We start from the raw sequence: 18,384 nt of genomic DNA on the forward strand, positions 1-18,384 counted from the left end.
CGCTCAGCTGTGCCACTGGAACACGACCCTGGTCCAGGTCGACCCCGGACAGTCGCCCCAGACGTCCCAGGCCTCCGGGCGGGCGCCGATCCACAGGCCGGTGGAGGAGGTGCCGTTGGCGCAGTAGGTGATGGTGCGCAACTGGCCGGAGTAGACGTTGCAGTACCCCTCCCAGTGCCAGCCGTAGTTGGCGGTGATGACGCAGTGGTAGCCGGTGGCCTCGATGTGCGGCATGGCCGCGGCGACCTCGGGCGTGATGCTCTGGTCGCTTCCGGCCGCCACCGCGGCGGCCGGCGTGGTGGCGGTCCCGAGCGCGCCCAGGGCGGCCGTCGCGGCCATCCCGAACGTGGCGATCTTCCTGGCGATGCAGCCTCGCATGGCGGTTCTCCTCGCTCCATGGATCCAACGGGCGGAGTGTCCGGCCGGTGCGGTCGCGGATGGGATGAACTCCCGCGCCCTGTCCGGTCGATGACGAATTGCACACGATTGACTGCGCAGGGTGGGAGGACGTCTAATGATGTGAGCTGTGTCACAGCGTGCTCGGTGGGGCTGGAGTCGGCCCCGATCGGGCGTTCGGGATGCCGATTTCCGGGGAGAGCGGCATGGCGGAATGCAGTGGGCGGCGCGCGGGCGGAGGGCGGAAGGACTTCGGTCCGCACCCGACGGAGCGCCGGTCCGAGGACTTCAACCAGGTGTTCACCGACCTCCTGCCCAGACTCCAGCACGCGGCCGCGATGCTCACCGGGAGCCCGCTCGCCGCCGGGGACGTCGTCCACGACGCGTACCTGCGGATCGCCCGCCGCCCGGAGCGGTTCCTCAGCCATCCGCAGCCGTACGCCTACGCCTTCACCACGATGGCCAACATCCTGCGCGACCAGTGGCGCCGGGACCGCCGCCGGGTGGCGCTGCCCGAGGAGGCGGACCTGGCCGAGGCGGTGGAGCACGCGCGTTCCGTGCTCGACCGACCGCCGGGCGGGACGGCCGAACTGCAGGCCCACTGGGAGGTGGTGCGCCTGCTCGGCTTCCTGACCGCCAAGCAGGCCCGCGTCGTGGTGCTGGTCGACCTGGACGGCTACTCCGTCGACGAGGCCGCCGAACTGCTCGGTCTGCACCGCAGCACCCTGGCCGTCACCCGTCGCCGCGCCCACGGCCGGCTGCGCGCCGTGCTGGAGCACGAGCGCCGGCGCGAGTCCTGAGGAACCGCTCCGGGGCGGCGGCGCTCCGGGCGGGGAGCCGGTGCTCCGGGCCCGGGCCGGAGGGGGCACCGCGCCGGGTCGGTGCACGGCGGTCCGGCGCGCGCCGGGGCGGGTGCGCCCCGACGCACCGAGCCGACGGCAAGTCGGCTGATGCGCCACCCCGGCCCGTACGCTGAAAATCGTGATCACGTACGAGGACGACAGCGTCCGCGCCCTGGCCGAGGACGGCCGCTGGCCCGAGCTGCTCGCGGCCTACCGGCAGGGCCGGGCGGCCGCCGTCGTGCAGGCCGGGGAGCAGGCCGCGGTGGCCCTGACCGCGCCGCTCGGCCATCTGATCGCCTACACGGCGCCGCCCGAACTGGCCGTCCGGCTGTTCGACGCGGACGGCGGTGCGGGCACGGCCGCCGGGGTGGCCGACCACGACGCGGGCCCGCTCTGGGAGGTGCTGGCGACCCGCCACTCCTGGCTGCGGCTGGCCCCGCTGCTCGGCCCGGCCCCGGTGCGCCGGCTGGTCGCACACACCCGGGTCCTGCTCGGCGAGGACCTCTCCTACGGGGCCGAGCCCGATCCGGACGGCGTCCCGCTGCGACTGGAGCCCTGGGAGAAGGCGGGCTGGGACGAGGCCTCCCGGGTGCGCGAGTACCTGCCCGGCGGGGGCGCGCGCAGCGCGGTGCTGACCCTGCCGGCCAGCCGGGAGGGGTTGGGCGGGGTCGACCTCCCGCAGTCGGGCGCCCGGCCGGGCGGGCAGCGGGTGACGCGGGGGCTGGCGGAACTGGCGGCGCTGGTCCCCTGGGCGGAGGTGGTCTGCGTCCGCGGCCCGGCCCCGCAGGCGGCCGCCGTGCTGGCGCGGGGCCGGCGGGTGGTCGGCGGGTTCCTGCCGTTCGCGCTGGTCTATCCGGCGCTGGTGCAGGCCGCCGCGGTGGGCCGGACGCACGGCTGCGCCCACGGACGGCTGCGGCTGTGGCGGGCGCTGGGCGTGCTGGCCGGTGCGGACGGGTCGGACCGGGTCGAGGTGGACGCCCTGGTGGCCCGGATGCGCTGCTTCACCTGGCAGGAGCCGTCCGCCGGGCTGCGCCATCTGCACGTCGCCCTGGAGGACCCGGCCAGTGGGGTGGCCTGGGCGGTCAGCGGTTCGCAGGATTTCTGACGGGGGAAAGGGGGACCCCCGGTCCGGCGCCGTTTCCGGGGGAGGGGGTGGCGCCGGACCGGGGGAGTGCGGGGACGGCTCAGGTGGTGACCGGAGTCGCGGCGGGTGCCGTGGCCGGGGCGGGGGCCGCGGTGCCGGGGGCGTCCGTGGCGCCGGAGGCGCCCGCCCCGCCGTGGCTGTCGACCAGGGTGAGTTCGTCGAAGGGGAGTTCGCCGCCCAGCACCCGGCGGGCGCGTTCGGCGTCCAGCTCGCCGGTCCAGTGGCCGATCAGGACGGTCGCCACGGCGTTCCCGGCGAAGTTGGTGAGCGCCCGGGCCTCCGACATGAACCGGTCGATGCCGACGATCAGGCCGACCCCGTCCACCAGCGCGGGCTTGTGCGACTGGAGTCCGCCCGCGAGGGTGGCCAGTCCGGCGCCGGTGACCCCGGCGGCCCCCTTGCTCGCGATCACCATGAACACCAGCAGTGAGAGCTGCTCGCCGATCGACATCGGCTTGTCCATCGCCTCGGAGATGAAGATCGAGGCCATGGTCAGGTAGATCGCGGTGCCGTCCAGGTTGAAGCTGTAGCCGGTCGGCACGGTGATGCCGACGACCGGGCGGCTGACGCCCAGGTGCTCCATCTTGGCGATCAGGCGGGGCAGCGCGCTCTCGGAGGAGGAGGTCGAGAGGATCAGCAGGAACTCGCGCCCGAGGTACTTGAGCAGCGCGAACACATTGACCCCGGCGACCAGGCGGAGCAGCGCGCCGAGCACCACGACGACGAACAATGCGCAGGTCAGGTAGAAACCGACCATGATCACGGCGAGGCTCTTCAGCGCGGCCGTACCCGTCGCCCCGACCACCGCCGCCATCGCCCCGAAGGCGCCGATCGGCGCGACCCACATGATCATCGACATGATCCGGAAGACCAGCCGCTGCAGGTGCTCGATCCCGCGCAGCACCGGGGCGCCCGCCGATCCCATCGCCTGGAGGGCGAAGCCGGCCAGCAGGGCGATCAGCAGGGTCTGCAGCACCTTGCCCTGGGTGAGGGCCGAGAACAGGGTGTCGGGGATCATCCCGAGCAGGAAGTCGGTGGTCGACTGGGCGCCGCCGGCGGCCGCCTGGGCGTGGCCGGCCTTGGCGAGCGCGGCGGTCAGGTGCAGGCCGTCGCCGGGCTCCAGCAGGTTGCCGACCACCATGCCGATGGCCAGGGCGACGGTCGACATGGCGAGGAAGTAGCCGATGGCGAGGCCGCCGACCTTGCCGACCTTCGCGGCCTTGGTGACCGAGCCGATGCCCAGCACGATGGTGCAGAAGATCACCGGGCTGATCATCATCTTGATCAGGTTGACGAACCCGGTGCCGACCGGCTTCAGCTCCACGGCGAACCCGGGGGCGGCCAGTCCGACCACCACGCCCGCGATGACCGCGACGATCACGGCGAGGTAGAGGTAGTGGGTCCGGTCCTTGCGTCTGGGTCCCCCCGCCGTGGCGGTCTCGGTGGTCGACATCTGCGGCTCCTTCGCCCTGCAGTCCTGGCGGCCCCGGGTGGTGGGCCGCTCCGACTATGGGGGTCGGGCGTGACGGAGGTCACGTTTGCGTTCATAGAGTTCACGGTCGGCGCGACCGGGCCGGCTCGGTCGCCGGCCCGGTCGCCTTCCGGGGTGGCCCCGGGCGTCCCCGGGCGTCTCCGGGCGGATGCGTGCGGCCCCGGGCGGATGCGGGCGGATCGACCGTCGGGCCGTCCGGAGCCGTGGTGCACACTGGCAGGCATGTCCGTGAGCACCGCCCCCACCCGCTCGCGTCGCCGATGGTTCCCCCTGTCACGCCGGCTGGTCCGCAGCCTGGCCGGGCAGCTGTTCGTCGTCCAGGTGGTCATCGTCGCCGCCGTGGTCGCGGGCGGCGCGGTGCTCGCGTACCTGTTCACCGCCGGGCGCACCGAGGACGCGGCCCGCCGCGAGGTCACCATGGTCGCCCACGCCGTCGCCGACTCGCCGGCCGTGGCGTCCGCCGTGGCCGGGCCCGACCCGACCGCGGCGCTCCAGCCGTACGTCGAGCAGGTGCGCCAGGACACCGGCGTCTCCTTCATCACCGTCATGGACACCGACGGGGTGCGCTGGACCCACCCGCTGCCCGAGCAGATCGGCAAGCGCTACCTCGGGCACATCGACTGGGCGCTGGCCGGCCAGACCCGCAGCGAGACCTACACCGGCACGCTCGGCCCGTCCGTGCGGGTGGTCACCCCGGTGTTGGACGACCGGCACCAGGTGGTCGCGCTGGTCAGCGTGGGGCTGACACTGGAGTCGATCTCCGCGCAGCTGAGCGGACCGTTGCTCGCCCTGGTCGGGGTCGCGGTGGCCGCGCTCGCACTCGGCGGTGCGGGCACCTACCTCGCCAACTCCCGGCTGCGGCGGCACACCCACGGCATGGGCCCGGCCGAGCTCAGTCACCTCTACGAGTACCACCAGGCGACCCTGCGCTCGGTGCGCGAGGGGCTGATCCTGCTCGACCGCGCGCACCGGGTCGTGCTATGCAACGATGCGGCCCGCGAACTGCTCGGACTGGAAGGCGAGTTGGACGGACTGCCGGTGGCGGACCTGGGGCTGCCGGAGGCCCTGGTGGCGGCGGTGCTCGCCGAGGAGCCGGTGCGGGACGAGGTGCACCTGACCGCCGAGCGGGTCGTGGTGCTCAACACCTCCACCATCGGCACCGGTCTGGGGCGGGTGGTGACCCTCCGGGACCACACCGAACTGCAGTCGCTCAGCGGAGAGTTGGACTCCGTCCGCGGCTTCACCGAGGCGCTCGGGGCGCAGGCCCACGAAGCCGCCAACCGGCTGCACGCGGTCGTCTCGCTGATCGAACTCGGCTGCCACGAACAGGCGGTGGAGTTCGCCACCGCCGAACTCGAGCTCGCCCAGCAGCTCACCGACCGGGTGGTCGCGGCGGTCGGCGAACCGGTGCTGGCCGCGCTGCTGCTCGGCAAGGCGGCCCAAGCGGCCGAGCGCGGCGTGGAGTTGACCCTCACCGAGGATAGCCGGATCGACGACGGGGTGCTGCCGCCCGGGCTCTCCGCCCGGGACCTGATCACCGTTCTCGGCAACCTGATCGACAACGCGGTGGACGCCGCGATCGCCGGGGCCGCGCAGCACCCGGGCCCGCCGGAGGTGACCGTCACCGCGCGGATCGACGACGGCGCCCCGTGCGGTGGCGGCGGTGCCGCTGGTGCTGCTGGTGACGGTGGTGCTGCTGGTTCCAGTGGTGACGGTGGTTCCGGTGGTTCCGTCGGCGTCGATGGTGACGGCGCCGAGGAGGACGGCTGGCTGCTGCTGCGGGTCGCCGACACCGGGGCGGGCATCGACCCGGCCGCCGTCGAGGACGTGTTCCGGCGCGGCTGGAGCACCAAGCAGGACGGCCACGGGCACGGTCTCGGCCTGGCGCTGGTCGCCCAGGCCGCCCGGCGCAACGGCGGCACCGTCGAGGTCGGCCGCGAGCGCGGGGCGGTGCTCACCGTTCGACTGCCGCTGGCCGGTCGGGCGGCCCGGGAGCAGACGGCGGCACCGGCGTGACGGCGGCGGAGGACGGCCGGAGCCTGATCTCCGTCCTGGTCGTGGAGGACGACCCGGTGGCCGCTGCCGCGCACACCCTGTACGTGGAGCGCGAGCCCGGCTTCCGGGCCGTCGGCACCGTCCACAGCTGCGCCGACGCGCTGCGCTTCCTGGAGCGGGCGCGCACCGCCGGAACGCCCGTCGACCTCACCCTGCTCGACCTCTACCTGCCGGACGGCCACGGCCTCCAGCTGTGCCGCACGCTGCGCGCGGCCGGGCACGGCACGGACGTCATCGCGGTCACCTCGGCCCGCGACCTCGCGATGGTCCGGCAGGCGGTCTCGGCGGGCGTGGTGCAGTACCTGCTGAAACCGTTCAGCGCGGCCGCCCTGCACGACCGGCTGGAGCGCTACGCCCGCTACCGCGACAGCCTCGGGCGCACCGGAGAGGCCACCGGTCAGGACGAGGTCGACCAGGCGTTCGCCCTGCTCCGCACCCCCGAGCGCAGTTCGCTGCCCAAGGGGCTGAGCGCGCCCACCCTGGACACCGTCGCCACGGTGCTGCGGGAGGCCGCCACCGGGCTGTCGGCGGCCGCCGCCGGCGCCGCGGCCGGGGTGTCCCGGATCACCGCGCGGCGGTACCTCGAGCACCTGGTGGACACCGGACGGGCGGTGCGCGAGCCGCAGTACGGGAGCGTCGGGCGGCCGGAGCTCTGCTACCGGTGGAAGGGGCGGTGACACCCCGGCCGGGGGTGCGCCGGTCCGTGCGGGCGGCGCGCCGTCTGCTCGCGGCGGCCGGCCCGTGGCGTCCCGGCCCGTGACGTCCCGGCCCGGCTCGCCCGTGACTTTCCGGCGCGTCGCTCGTTGGGCTGCCCGGGGGCGGTGCGGGCGGTCGCGGGGGAGGTTCGGGGAGAGGTTCACCCGCTCGGGTGGTTCTGGGTGCCCCCGAGGCATTCCGCCAGGTCGCGACCGATAAGGTTAGGCTTACCTAACTTCTTCTGGGGGTTGCCTTGTCGCTCGCCGCCGTACCCGCCCAGGCCGCCTTCGGGGCCACCGCCGCCGGGGCGCCGTCCCCCGGTGAGGCCGTGCTCCGCCGCCAGCGCGTCCGCGAGTCCGCCGCCCGGACGTACGCCCGCTCCTTCCCGATCGTCCCGGTCCGGGCCCACGGCATGACGGTCGAAGGGGCCGACGGGCGCCGCTACCTGGACTGCCTCTCCGGCGCCGGGACGCTCGCGCTCGGGCACAACCACCCCGTCGTCCTGGAGGCGATCCGCCGCACCCTCGACAGCGGCGCCCCGCTGCACCTGCTCGACCTCGCCACCGCCGAGAAGGACGACTTCACCAGCGCGCTGTTCGACAGCCTGCCCGCCGAGTTCGCGGCCCGCGCCCGGGTGCACTTCTGCGGCCCGGCCGGGACGGACGCCGTCGAGGCCGCGCTCAAACTGATGCAGACCGCCACCGGGCGCGCCGGGGCGCTCGCCTTCACCGGCGCCTACCACGGCATGACCGCCGGCGCCCTCGCGCTCACCGGCAACGTCGCCGTCAAGGAGCCGCTGCCCGGCGGCGGCGAGGTGGTCCGGCTGCCCTACCCGTTCGACTACCGCTGCCCGTTCGGGGTCGGCGGCGAGGCGGGCGCCGAACTCGGGGTGACGTTCGTGGAACGGCTGCTGGACGACCCCTCGGGCGGGGTGGTGCCGCCCGCCGCGATGATCCTCGAGGCCGTCCAGGGCGAGGGAGGGGTGGTGCCCGCGCCCGACGGCTGGCTGCGCGCGATGCGCCGGATCACCGCCGAGCGCGGCATCCCGCTGATCGTGGACGAGGTGCAGACCGGGGTCGGGCGCACCGGCGCGATGTGGGCCGTCGAGCACAGCGGCATCGTCCCGGACGCCATGGTGCTGTCCAAGGCCATCGGCGGCAGCCTGCCGCTCGCGGTGGTCGTCTACCGCGAGGACTACGACGGTTGGCGGCCCGGCGCCCACACCGGCACCTTCCGCGGCAACACCCTCGCCATGGCCGCCGGCGCCGCGACCCTGCGGTACGTCGCCGCGCACGGCCTGGCCGAGCGGGCGGCCGTCGCCGGCGCGCGGATCACCGCCCGGCTGCGCGAACTCGCCGCCGAACTCCCGGCGATCGGCGACGTGCGCGGTCGCGGGCTGATGATCGGCGTCGAGCTGGTCGACCCGACCGCCGGGCCCGACGCCTGCGGGGCCCGCCCCGCCGCTCCGGCGCTCGCCGTGCGGGTCCGGGAGGCGTGCCTGGCGCGCGGACTGATCGTCGAACTCGGCGGGCGGCACGACGCGGTGCTGCGGCTGCTGCCGCCGCTCACCATCACCGACGAGCAGATCGCGGCGGTGCTGGAACGGCTGGCGGAGGCGATCGCGGTGGCTTCGGCGGAACCGCCCGCAGCGGCGTCGGCCGCGGACGTCCGGGGTGGGGTGTGACGGCCCACTCCGGGGGCGTGCCCGAACTGGGCGGCGGCGGAGGCGCGTTGGACGCCCTCGCCGGGGGTGCGGGCGGGCCCGGCGCGCTCGCTCCGCTGCTGGCCACCGTCCTCGACGCCCTGGACACCGGCACCGCACTGCGCTCCGGACCGCTGCCCGCGGGCAGCCCGGCCGAGGTCGCCGCGCTGGTCGCGGACGGCCTGACCGCCGCCGGCGGCCGCGGCGCCCTGGGCCGGCTCACCGAACTGCTCGCCTACGGCGCCGCCGACCCGGCCGACCCGGCCTGCGCCGGCCACCTGCACTGCCCGCCGCTCGCCGTCGCGGCCGCCGCCGACCTCGCGGTCAGCGTGCTCAACCCCTCGCAGGACTCCTGGGACCAGGCGCCCGCCGCGACGGCCCTGGAGACCGCGCTGCTCGCCGAACTCGCCGCACTGGTCGGCTACGCCCCGGCCCGCGCCGCCGGGGTGTTCACCTCCGGCGGCACCGAGTCCAACCTGATGGGACTGATGCTGGCCCGGGACCAGAAACTCGACGGCATCGTCGAGTTGGACGGCATCCCGGCCGGAGTCCGGCCCTGCATCGTGGCCTCCGAGGCCGCGCACTTCTCCGTCCAGCGCGCGGCCGCCCTGCTCGGCCTCGGCGAGCGGGCCGTCCTCACCGTCCCGGTCGACCGCGAACTCCGGATGCGCCCGGCCGAGTTGGAACGGGTGCTGGCCGAGGCCGGCTGGGCCGGCCGGACCCCGATCGCCGTCGTCGCCACCGCCGGCACCACCGACACCGGCGCGATCGATCCGCTGGACGCCGCCGCCGAGCTGGCCGGACGCCACGGCGCCTGGCTGCACGTCGACGCCGCGTACGGCGGCGGTGCGCTGCTCTCCGACCGGCTCGCCCCGCTGCTCGACGGCATCGCCCGCGCCGACTCGGTCTCGCTCGACTGGCACAAGCTCGGCTGGCAACCGGCCGCCGCCGGAGTGTTCCTGGTCCGGCGGGCGGAGACCTACGTCTCGCTGGCCCGTCGGGCCGAGTACCTCAACCCGGTCGACGACGAGCAGGCCGGATACCCCAGCCTGCTCGGGCGCTCCCTGCGCACCACCCGGCGGGCCGACGCCTTCAAACTCGCCGTCACCCTGCGCACCCTCGGGCGCGAGGGGCTCGGCCGACTCGTCGACGCCTGCCACGACCTGGCCCTGGCGGCCGCGGCCGCCGTCCGCGCCGAACCCGCGCTCGACCTGCACGCCGAACCGGTCCTCACCGCGCTGCTGTTCCGCTACCGGCCGCCCGGGCTGACCGATGAGGCGGCCCTGGACGAGCTGAACGGACAGCTGCGCCGCCTGCTGCTGCGCAGCGGGCGGGCGGTGGTCGGGCGCACCGAACTGCCGGGGCAGGGGCCGGGGCGGGTGCGGCTGAAACTCACGCTGCTGAACCCGCACACCACGGTGGGGGAAGTGGGAGCGCTGCTGCGGGAGGTGGTCGGGGCGGGGCGCAAGGTCGCCGGGGAGCGGGCGGGGTAGCGCCTGGAACGGGCGGGTGGCGCCGGCCGGGGGTCGGCGCTCGGGTGTACGGGCCTACGCGCGTACGGGTGTAAGGGTGGTGGGGCGTACGGGGCTGGGGTTCGGGTCCGGGGTTCGGGCCGGGTGCTCAGGCGGGCAGCAGGATGCCGCGGGTGAGCTCCCAGGTGTCGGGGTCGGCGGCGACCAGCAGGCCGTCCTCGCAGCCCGGGGCCTCCGGGCGGTACGGGCTGCCGTCCAGGCGGGCCGCGACGCCGCCGGCCTCGGTGAGCAGGAGCGAGCCCGGGGCGTGGTCCCAGGGGAGGGTGCGCCAGTAGAAGATGAAGTCGACCCGGCCCTCGACGACCTCCGGGTACTCGATCCCGGCGGCGCTCCGGCCGGGGTCGATCGTGCCGAAGGCCGCGCAGTCGGCCTCCATCCGGCGGCGTTGGGCCGGGGCGAGGAAGCGGCTCTTCAGGATGCCGGTCAGCTTTCCGGCGTCGGCGGGCGCGGGCGTGCGGGTGAGGCGTTCGCCGTCGCGCCAGGCGCCGGCGCCCAGCTCCGCGCGGTAGCCGGTCGCGGCGGCGGGCTGCCAGATCCAGGAGGCGACGGTCAGGCCACCGCGGACCAGCGAGCACATCACGGCGTAGTCGGGGCGGCCCGCGACGAAGTTGGACGTGCCGTCCACCGGGTCGACCAGCCAGACGGCGGGCTCGTCGTGGATGGCCCGGGCCAGCGCCGGATCGGCGGCCACGGCCTCCTCGCCGACCACCGGGACGGGCAGCAGCTCGTGCAGACGGCGGGCGATGATCGCCTCCGCCTCGCGGTCGGCGATCGTCACGATCTCGCCGGGTGCCTTCTCCATCACCTCGCCGGCGCTCAGCGCGCGGAAACGCGGCTCCACCGCCTCGGCCGACGCCTCGGCGAGTATCTCGGCCACCTTGTCCATCAGCACGTTCGCGCTCCCTTCGCCGGTTACTACTGTCCCACGAGTGGGTGGCGGGGGTGTCGGCGGACGGGTGGCCGGGGCGCGAACGCTTGCCGGTCGGCGGTGGGGCGGTGGGGCCGGTGGGGTGGTGGGGCGGCGGCCGGACGACCGGCCGTGGGCGGGTGACGGCGAACAGCTGACAGCCGACAGCGAACAGATAACAGCAAACAGATAACAGATAACAGCTGACAGATTTCGAAATCTGTCAGCTGTCATCTGTTCGCGGCTGCTGCCGCCCGTCGTCCTCCGGCCGTTTGCCGTCAGTCGCCCAGGTAGTGGAACCCGGGGCGGGGGTGCATCAGGAACTCGTGGTGCGAGATGTTCCACGCGTAGGCGCCCGCCATCGCGAACAGCACCCGGTCCGCCGTCCGCAGCCCGGACGCGTCGTGCGCCGCTCTGGCCAGTACGTCCTTGGGCGTGCACAGCTGCCCGGCCAGGGTGGCCCGGCCGGTGGTGACGGCGGGGCGCGGCCAGGGGTGCGGCCAGGCGTCCACCGGGAGCACGGTGAAGGGCTGGGAATGCCCACGGGTGGCGGGGGTGCGCAGGTGGTGGGTGCCGCCCCGGACCACCGCGAAGTCCTCGCCGTGGCTGCGCTTCACGTCCAGCACCTCGGTCGCGTACCAGCCGCAGTAGGCGGTCAGCGCCCGCCCGGGCTCGATCCGCAGGGTCAGTCCGGGGTGGGCGTCGAGGAGTCCGGCCAGGCCCTTGCCGAAGGCCGTCCAGTCGAAGCGCTGCGCCGGGTCGTCGTAGTCCACCGCCATCCCGCCGCCGACGTTGACCTCGGTGAGCGGGAAGCCGTGCCGCTCGGCCAGGTCGGCCGACCAGGCGACGATCTGCTCGGCGACCGACAACTGCTCCACCGCGGCCAGTCCGCTGGCCAGGTGGGCGTGCACGCCGCGCAGGCGCAGTCGGCGCCCCAGCGGTCCGCCGTCGGTGAGCAGCCGAACGCACTCCTCGGCCTGCTCGGGATCGAGTCCGAACGGGGTCGGCCGCCCGCCCATCGCCAGCGGTACCGCGTCCAGGGCGTCGGTGACCACCGGGAGGTTGACCCGCAGCAGGACCTCCACGGTCGTCGCCGGCCGCTCCGCCAGGACGGCGGCGAGCCGGTGCAGCTCCTGCTCGCTCTCGACGTGCCAGCGGTGCACCCCGGCGTCCACCGCGGCGGCGATCTCGGCCGGGGTCTTGCCCGGCCCGCCGAAGGCCAGCGGCGCGTCCGGGACGGCGGCCCGGACATGCGCCAACTCCCCGCCGCTGGAGACCTCGTAGCCGTCGACGGCGTCGCGCAGCGCGGTCAGCAGTGGTGCCTCCGGGTTGGCCTTGGCGGCGTAGTACAGCTCGACCCGCTCGGGCAGTGCGGCCCGGACGGCGGCGGCGTGCTCGCGCAGCGCCGCCAGGTCGTAGACGAACGCCGGCAGTTGCTCGGGGGCGAGGGCGGCGACGTGCCGCCGGACGGCACTGCCGACCACGCCGTCGGCCGTCGGGCCGTCCGTCGTCGAGCCGTCGTTCATCGGACCGTCGTGCATCGGGCTGCTGTTCATCGGGCGGTGCTCCCGGCGGGAAGGTGGGTGGTCATGCGGGCGGCCTCGGCGAGCACCGAGCCGGCCAGCGGGGAGGGCAGGCGGACGTACCCGGCGTCGCGGTCGGCCTTGCGCTCCCAGCGGGTCAGCAGGTTGGCCTTGGCGGGCAGCGGGACGCCGGCCAGCAGGGCCCGCAGGCGGGGCGGGCGGCCGTGCGCGGCGGCGTACTCCTCCAGGGCGTCCCGGACGGCCTGCCAGAGTGCGCCCTCCAGCCCGGGGTGGAGGTCGGCGAGGGCGGCGAGCAGTTCGGCCACGTGGTTGACCAGCAGGCAGTAGACGACCCGGTCCCAGCCGCGCTCGGCGTCGTACGTCATCGGGCCGGCCACCTCGGGCGGCAGGGCGGCCAGGATGGCACCGTTCTGCTCGGGGACGAGCTTGGTGCCCTCCAGGTCGCGGAACAGCACCTGCGCCGGGCGGCCGTCGGCGTCGACGCCGATCAGCACGTTCTGCAGGTGCGGTTCCAGCACCACGCCGTGGTCGAAGTAGGCCGCCAGCACCGGCGGGAGGAGCAGCCGCAGGTAGTCGCGCCACCAGTCGAGGGCGGCCGCGCCGTCCGAACCCCCGCCCAGCAGGCGGGAGATGTGCGCCGAGCTGGTCGGGTGCTCGTCCGCGACGGCGGCGGCGAGCAGCGGGGTGACGCCGGGGCACAGCAGGCCGCCGAAGCCCTCGCGCAGGATCAGGCCGAAGCCCTCGTAGAGCGCCCGGTCGGGGGTGCCGTCGTCGCCGGGCAGGGCGAGGGTGCGGAAGGCGGGCTCGCGCAGCATCACGGCGTCCGGGAAGCGCCGGGCGAGGTCGCCGAGCGCGGGGGCGAGCAGCCGGGTCAGCTGGACGGCGCCGGTGAGCTCGTAAGCGGCGTTCTTGCGCAGGCAGTTGGTGATGCGGACGTTGAGGCTGAACTTGAGGAAGGCGTCGGCGCCGTACAGGGTGCGCACCGAGGCGGTGGCGGCGAAGCGCTCGCCGCGCGGGCCGAGGTCCAGGACGTCGCCGCGGGCCAGGGCGGCGCGCAACAGCGGGTGGTCGCCGATGAGTTGGTACTGCCAGGGGTGGACGGGGAGCAGTCGGTGGCCCGCCGGTACCTCACCGAGGCCGTCCAGTACGGCGCTCGCGTCCGCGTCCACCGACTCCTCGGCCAGCAGGTCGGCGCGGACGGCCAGGTGGCGCAGCGGGAAGGCCGCCCGGGACTCCGGCGCGTAGTGGTGCCAGTCGCCGCGGGCCGCGGAACGGGACTTGGGGGCCGGGTGGAAGCGGTGCCCGAACAGCAGGGCCTGCTCGGACGCCAGGTAGCGGTCCGGCCCGGCGGCCGGGCGCCCGGTCAGGCCCGCGCCGACGCCCTGGTGGCTGGACGCCACCTGGTCGAGGAACTCCTCGTTGACCGTGCCGGTGCGCAGCTCCAGTTCGTCCTGGGCGTGTCCGGCCAGCTCCCGCCAGCCCAACTCGCGCCAGCCGTCCGGGGTCTCCTCGTAGACCGGGCCGGTGAAGCGGTGCGCGCCGAGCAGCGAGGTGCGGCGCAGGGCGACCCGCAGCAGGGCGCCGCGGCGCGGCAGGCGCAGGAGCAGGTGGCCGTCGTCGACGGCGGTCTGGTGCTCGGGGGCGGACACCTCGCGCAGCAGGCAGTTGAGCAGGGTGTGGGCCACCGCGTGCTCGGCGGTGGGAAGTTCGGCCGCGCGCAGGTCGGCCGCGGGCGCTTCGGCGGTGGCCGTTCCGGTGGCGGACGTTCCGGTGGCGGGCATTCTGCTGGCGGGCGTTCCGTCGGCGCCGCGGGGCGACTGGGCGGCCGGGAGGACGGTGGGCCGGGCGGTCATCGGGGACTCCTACGGGTCAGGAGGGCGAGCAGGGCGGCGGCCAGTGCGGCGACGGTGCCGGTGACGACGGGGGCGGCCGGTCCGCTGCTGCTGTTGGCGAGCGCGGCGGCGAGTCCGGCGGCGACGGCGCCGCACTTGGAGACGGTCTCGCGGGTGCCGAACATCCGGCCCGGCGCGCGGCCGCGGGCGGCGTCGGCGGCGAGGACGGCGAGGCAGACCAGGCCGAAGGTCATGCCGAGCCCGAGCACCGCCCGGGTGAGGGCGAAGGTGAGCAGTGAGTGGGCCGGGGCGTGCCCGGCCAGGCCGAGGGCGACCAGGGCGAAGCCCAGGGCCAGACCGGTCCGGGGGCGCCGCTCGACGGCGCTGTGCACCCGCCCGGCGCCGACCAGGTAGACCAGGTGCGGCAGGGCGAACAGCAGCCCGGCGACCGTGCCGTTGACGCCCGGCAGCCGTTGCTGGACCAGGGTGATGAGGTACGGGAAGGAGATGATGGTGGCGAAGACGAAGGCGAACTCGAAGGTGTAGAGCAGCCTGAGCGAACTCGGCGGGTCGGCCTGGACAGTGGTGCGGTCCGCGCGGGCGGCGGCCGGACGGTCCGGCTCGGGAAGGAAGTTGAGCAGGACCGCGGCGGTCAGCGGCAGCACCGCCATCACCAGGTACTGCCGGTGCGGGTCGATCCACGGCGACAGCGCGCCGACCAGGATCGGTGCCGCGACCAGCGCGGCCCGGGCACTGCCCTGCATCAGGGTCAGCGCCCTGGATAGCTGGGAGCCGTCCAGGGCCGCCGCGAGGTAGCCGTTGGTGGCGGAGAAGGTGCCGCCGAGGAAGCCCTGGAGCACCAGAGCGAGGGTGAACGCGGGCAGGCTGTCGGCGGCTCCGGCGAGCAGGAAGGAGACGGTGAGGCCGAGTTGGGCGCGCAGCAGCAGCCGCTTCTGGCCGAAGCGGTCGGCCAGCCGGCCCCACAGCGGTGCGCCGAGGGCGGTGAAGACGGTCGGCACGATGTAGAGCAGGCCGGCCCAGTGCCCGCTGCGGTCGCCGAGGCCGGGGAGGATCTCGGTGAGGTAGGGCGGCAGGCCGAGGGCGGCGAAGGAGGCGACGAAGTAGCAGGCCGCCACCGCGTGCACCTGGCGCCGGTCCAGTCCGGTGTGGTCGGCGGGCCGGGGAAGCGACTCGGCGGTCGTCATGAACGGTCCTTCAGTAGAAGGTAGTTGGGACCGTCGGTGTAGTGCTTGTTGATGTCGGCGGCGCCGCTGCGCTCCTTGCTGAGCAGGGTGCCGGCGCTCACCATGGCCTTGACCGGCAGCCGTTCGGCGTCCAGCAGGTCGGTGCGGAGCGGCTGCCCGGCCGGGCCGAGGCGGTCCACCGCCTCGGTGAGGACGGTGCGCAGCAGCTCCAGGCTCCGCTCCAGCGGCACCCGGCCGTGCGCGGCCAGGCCGAAGGCGAGCGAGGCGGTGCACAGGTGGCCGGTGATCGTGGTGAACAGGTCGGTGAGCGCGCGGTCCTGCTCGCCGAGGATTCGCGGGTCGCGGAACTCCCGGGTGAGTGCTGCCAGTTCGTCGATCGGAGAGGAGCCGGTCCGGGCGGTGTTGAGGCGCGGGCCGTCGTTGTCCTTGTAGAGCAGCCGCAGGCCGGTGCCGTCGAGGACGAGTGAGGTGTTCTGCTGGTGCGATTCCAGGGCGATGCCGTGGCCGAACAGGGTGGTCTGCCAGTCGATCAGCAGCCGCAGCAGGTCCTCGTACAGCGCGGGCACGGAACCGTGGTGGAAGCGGTCGGCGAGGTGGTCGATCACCAGCCGTCCGTCGGGCGCCTCCGCGAGCAGGGCGGCCAGCGGCACGGTGACCGCGTCGTCCAGGCCGTCCGGGTAGCGGCGCAGCAGGACGGCCAGCAGTTCGTGGTCGGCGTGGGCGTAGCGCTGCTCGTCGGCGTGCAGGATCCGCCCGGCGAAGCGTGGCTCGCGGGCGGCCACGGCCTCCACCAGACGCTGCCCGGCCGCGCCGTTGACCAGGGTGACGGGCTTGATGGTGCGCCGGTTGCGCAGGCCCAGGGTGGCGGTGGCGAGTGGCAGTTTGAGGTGGCAGGACGGGTCCGCGGCGACGGCGACGGTGCGCATGGACAGCGTCGGCAGCACGGCGAGGTAGGGCTCGGGGGCGAGCACCGAGCCCGGCGCGATCCGGGCGAAGTCCTCGTCCGCGGTGAGCGGGTGGACCGGGACGGTCAGGAACTCGCCCGGCACGCCGAGCTGTTCGGCGCTCGGCCACCAGGCGGGCAGCGGTCCGGTGCCGTGGACGGTCAGCCGGTCGGCCGGAACGGCGAGCCAGCGCAGCTCGAAGGTGGGGTGGAACTCCGGTGCGAAGGAACGCAGTTGGGTTCCGGTCAGGCCGGAGCGGCCGCGGGCGGTCGGGTAGACGGGGTGGTCCAGGAAGGCGGCGAGGGCCTCGAAGCCGAGCGCGGCGCGCGGGCCGGTCCAGTCGGCCACGTCCTTGCCGTAGTGCTCGGCGAGTGCTGACTGCACCCCGGGCCGGATCCGGTCGTGCAACTCCATGGTGGCCAGGGTCTGCCGGCACTCCTCGGCGAAGGCCAGGTGGCCGGGGCGGTCGAGCGGGTCGGCGCGCTCCGCCAGTTGGGCCAGCAGGGTGGCCAGGTCGGTGAGGCGGACGCCGTCCAGTTCCAGCTCCGGCAGCCGGGCGGCGTGGTCGCCCTGGAAGCCTTCGGGGGCGACGGGCAGGGCGAGCGTGCCGCTGCTCAGCCAGGGGCCGTCGGGGCGCTGTTCGAGGACGCCGTCGGTGCGGAGGCCGAGGACGTCCTCGCGCAGCAGGGCGGACAGCACGCGCAGGGTGAGCTGCTCGGCGGGGGGCAGGTCGGCTTGGGCCGTCGCGGCCGGGGTGGGGTCGGTCCGGGCCGTGTCGGCCCGGGTTATGTCGGGCTGCGCTGTGTCGGGCCGGGCTGTGTCGGGCCGGGCTGTGTCGGGCTGGGCTGTTCCGGCCGGGGTCATGAGGTGATCTCCCAGTGATGGGCGGCGAGGTACTCCGCCACGGCGGCGTCCACCGCGTCCTGGTCCGGCCCGACCGCCCAGACGATGCCCAGGTAGTCGCGGTTGGTGCGGTAGATCTCGTGGTGGGCGCCGAGTTCGCGCACCGGGAGGTAGGAGAGCGTGACGCCGTCGGCCCGTCGCTCGAAGTGCGGCTCGGGAGCGGCGGTCAGGGTGCCGGCCCGGTCGGCGCAGACGCGCTCGTGACGGGCCCGCCGGTCGGTGCGTGCCCCGAGCTCGGCGGGCAGCCTCTCGCCGAGGTGGGTGCGCAGCACCAGTTCGAAGTAGGGGAGGCCGAGGATCTCGGTGAGCATCAGGTCGCACTGGTCGCCGATGGCGCGGTAGTTGACCTCGATGATGCGGGCGCGGCCGTCCGGCTGGAGGACGAACTCGGTGTGGCAGGCGCCGAGTCCGACACCGAGCGTGTCGAGCTGGGCGGTGACCTGGTCGACGACCGACCGGGGGTGCGCCGGGGTGAAGGTCAGCACCTCCTCGATGAAGTCCGGCGGCGGGGAGAGCCGGGTCCGGAAGCCGCCGAGGACGTGCCTGGTCCGGCCGTCGCCGAGGGTCTCCAGGGTGCACAGCTCGCCGGCCAGGAACTCCTCGACCACGAGGGTGGCGGCGGGGCGGCGGTGCTGGATCTCCTTGACCCGCTGGGCGAGTTCGGTGGGGTCGGCGACCAGGGTGACGTCCTCGCTGGCGACGCCCTCGCGGGGCTTCACGATGCACGGGAACGGCGGGTCGAGGGTGGCCGGGTCCTGGCCGGGCGCGAGTTCGGCGGACCACACCCGGTCCAGGCCGGACTCGGCGAGGTGGCGGCGCAGTTCGCCCTTGTTCTTGGCCCGCAGCGCGGCCTTCCAGTCCTTGCCGGCCAGGCCGAAGTACTCGGCGACCAGGGCGGTCTGGGTCTGCAGGTGGTCGCTGTTGCTGAACACCGCTTCGGGGGTGTGGTGCTGGGATATCAGCCCGATCACCTCGCGGAAGTCCTGGACGTCGCACTCCACCACCTCGCACGCCAACCCGGCTTTGGCGTAAGCGCGTTGATGGTCATCGACGTGGTCGGTGAGGACCGTGACGTCGAGTCCGAGCCGGGCGGCGGCGGGCAGGAAGCCACGGGTGACCGAGTCGGTGGTGTTGAGGGCGAGCAGGTAGAGCCGCATGGGAGTGTCCTCGGGGGCGTGGTGACGGACGAA

Annotated in this window: 14 protein-coding genes; 6 read left to right on the top strand and 8 right to left on the bottom strand. The window is 74.8% G+C overall.

What is annotated here, in order from left to right:
* Positions 1-3 precede the first annotated feature (3 nt).
* Complete coding sequence (locus AB0O91_RS19345; RefSeq protein ID WP_363434416.1) at positions 4-378, bottom strand: hypothetical protein; 375 nt, start codon at positions 376-378, stop codon at positions 4-6.
* A gap of 224 nt (positions 379-602) precedes the next feature.
* Here AB0O91_RS19345 and AB0O91_RS19350 point away from each other — a divergent pair, with 224 nt between their 5' ends.
* Together AB0O91_RS19350 and AB0O91_RS19355 are read left to right on the top strand one after the other, a co-directional pair.
* Positions 603-1,196 carry an RNA polymerase sigma factor gene (locus AB0O91_RS19350; RefSeq protein ID WP_363434419.1) on the top strand — a complete coding sequence of 198 codons (594 nt, stop codon included), beginning with the start codon at positions 603-605 and terminating at the stop codon, positions 1,194-1,196.
* Positions 1,197-1,377: 181 nt separating this feature from the next.
* Entirely contained in the window at positions 1,378-2,343 is a 966-nt protein-coding gene (locus AB0O91_RS19355) for a hypothetical protein (protein ID WP_363434421.1), read from the top strand.
* A 79-nt stretch (positions 2,344-2,422) separates the two neighbouring features.
* Here AB0O91_RS19355 and AB0O91_RS19360 read toward each other — a convergent pair whose 3' ends face one another.
* Positions 2,423-3,835, bottom strand: coding sequence for a cation:dicarboxylase symporter family transporter (locus tag AB0O91_RS19360; protein ID WP_363434424.1), 1,413 nt, complete (start codon positions 3,833-3,835; stop codon positions 2,423-2,425).
* Between the two features lie 261 nt (positions 3,836-4,096).
* Here AB0O91_RS19360 and AB0O91_RS19365 point away from each other — a divergent pair, with 261 nt between their 5' ends.
* From AB0O91_RS19365 to AB0O91_RS19380, 4 genes are all read left to right on the top strand, one after another.
* Positions 4,097-5,890 (top strand): ATP-binding protein, encoded by a 1,794-nt coding sequence (locus AB0O91_RS19365; RefSeq protein WP_363434427.1) that lies wholly within the window; start codon positions 4,097-4,099, stop codon positions 5,888-5,890.
* Positions 5,891-5,913: 23 nt separating this feature from the next.
* On the top strand, positions 5,914-6,606 hold the full coding sequence (locus tag AB0O91_RS19370) for a response regulator (RefSeq protein ID WP_363434620.1): 693 nt from the start codon (positions 5,914-5,916) through the stop codon (positions 6,604-6,606).
* A gap of 347 nt (positions 6,607-6,953) precedes the next feature.
* The gene (locus tag AB0O91_RS19375) at positions 6,954-8,309 is read left to right on the top strand and encodes a diaminobutyrate--2-oxoglutarate transaminase family protein (RefSeq protein WP_363434623.1); all 1,356 of its coding nucleotides are present in this window, start codon (positions 6,954-6,956) and stop codon (positions 8,307-8,309) included.
* The gene (locus AB0O91_RS19380) at positions 8,306-9,820 is read left to right on the top strand and encodes a pyridoxal-dependent decarboxylase (protein WP_363434430.1); all 1,515 of its coding nucleotides are present in this window, start codon (positions 8,306-8,308) and stop codon (positions 9,818-9,820) included. The genes AB0O91_RS19375 and AB0O91_RS19380 overlap by 4 nt, the downstream gene beginning before the upstream one ends.
* A gap of 127 nt (positions 9,821-9,947) precedes the next feature.
* On the opposite strand, the gene AB0O91_RS19385 is transcribed toward AB0O91_RS19380, so the two are convergent.
* From AB0O91_RS19385 to AB0O91_RS19410, 6 genes are all read right to left on the bottom strand, one after another.
* A complete protein-coding gene (locus AB0O91_RS19385) occupies positions 9,948-10,745 on the bottom strand; it encodes an inositol monophosphatase (RefSeq protein ID WP_363434626.1) in 798 nt (265 codons plus the stop codon).
* A 299-nt stretch (positions 10,746-11,044) separates the two neighbouring features.
* Positions 11,045-12,292: a type III PLP-dependent enzyme gene (locus tag AB0O91_RS19390; protein ID WP_363434629.1), complete on the bottom strand. Its 1,248-nt coding sequence runs from the start codon at positions 12,290-12,292 to the stop codon at positions 11,045-11,047.
* Positions 12,293-12,318: 26 nt separating this feature from the next.
* Positions 12,319-14,091: an IucA/IucC family protein gene (locus tag AB0O91_RS19395; RefSeq protein ID WP_363434632.1), complete on the bottom strand. Its 1,773-nt coding sequence runs from the start codon at positions 14,089-14,091 to the stop codon at positions 12,319-12,321.
* Positions 14,092-14,159: 68 nt separating this feature from the next.
* Positions 14,160-15,347 carry an MFS transporter gene (locus AB0O91_RS19400; protein WP_363434433.1) on the bottom strand — a complete coding sequence of 396 codons (1,188 nt, stop codon included), beginning with the start codon at positions 15,345-15,347 and terminating at the stop codon, positions 14,160-14,162.
* The gene (locus AB0O91_RS19405) at positions 15,344-17,155 is read right to left on the bottom strand and encodes an IucA/IucC family protein (RefSeq protein ID WP_363434436.1); all 1,812 of its coding nucleotides are present in this window, start codon (positions 17,153-17,155) and stop codon (positions 15,344-15,346) included. Before AB0O91_RS19405 ends, AB0O91_RS19400 begins: the two co-directional genes overlap by 4 nt.
* Positions 17,152-18,351, bottom strand: a complete 1,200-nt coding sequence (locus tag AB0O91_RS19410; RefSeq protein ID WP_363434439.1) for an ATP-grasp domain-containing protein — start codon at positions 18,349-18,351, stop codon at positions 17,152-17,154. Before AB0O91_RS19410 ends, AB0O91_RS19405 begins: the two co-directional genes overlap by 4 nt.
* Between the last annotated feature and the right edge of the window lie 33 nt (positions 18,352-18,384).

It is taken from the genome of Kitasatospora sp. NPDC089797, from assembly GCF_040684795.1.
Lineage (GTDB): Bacteria > Actinomycetota > Actinomycetes > Streptomycetales > Streptomycetaceae > Kitasatospora.

Excerpts from the sequence above, each read along its gene's own strand:
- AB0O91_RS19345 (WP_363434416.1), bottom strand. The coding sequence starts at position 378 with ATGCGAGGCTGCATCGCCAGGAAGATCGCCACGTTCGGGATGGCCGCG.
- AB0O91_RS19350 (WP_363434419.1), top strand. The coding sequence starts at position 603 with ATGGCGGAATGCAGTGGGCGGCGCGCGGGCGGAGGGCGGAAGGACTTC.
- AB0O91_RS19360 (WP_363434424.1), bottom strand. The coding sequence starts at position 3,835 with ATGTCGACCACCGAGACCGCCACGGCGGGGGGACCCAGACGCAAGGAC.
- AB0O91_RS19365 (WP_363434427.1), top strand. The coding sequence starts at position 4,097 with ATGTCCGTGAGCACCGCCCCCACCCGCTCGCGTCGCCGATGGTTCCCC.
- AB0O91_RS19385 (WP_363434626.1), bottom strand. The coding sequence starts at position 10,745 with ATGGACAAGGTGGCCGAGATACTCGCCGAGGCGTCGGCCGAGGCGGTG.
- AB0O91_RS19390 (WP_363434629.1), bottom strand. The coding sequence starts at position 12,292 with ATGAACGACGGCTCGACGACGGACGGCCCGACGGCCGACGGCGTGGTC.
- AB0O91_RS19395 (WP_363434632.1), bottom strand. The coding sequence starts at position 14,091 with ATGCCCGCCACCGGAACGTCCGCCACCGGAACGGCCACCGCCGAAGCG.
- AB0O91_RS19400 (WP_363434433.1), bottom strand. The coding sequence starts at position 15,347 with ATGACGACCGCCGAGTCGCTTCCCCGGCCCGCCGACCACACCGGACTG.
- AB0O91_RS19405 (WP_363434436.1), bottom strand. The coding sequence starts at position 17,155 with ATGACCCCGGCCGGAACAGCCCAGCCCGACACAGCCCGGCCCGACACA.
- AB0O91_RS19410 (WP_363434439.1), bottom strand. The coding sequence starts at position 18,351 with ATGCGGCTCTACCTGCTCGCCCTCAACACCACCGACTCGGTCACCCGT.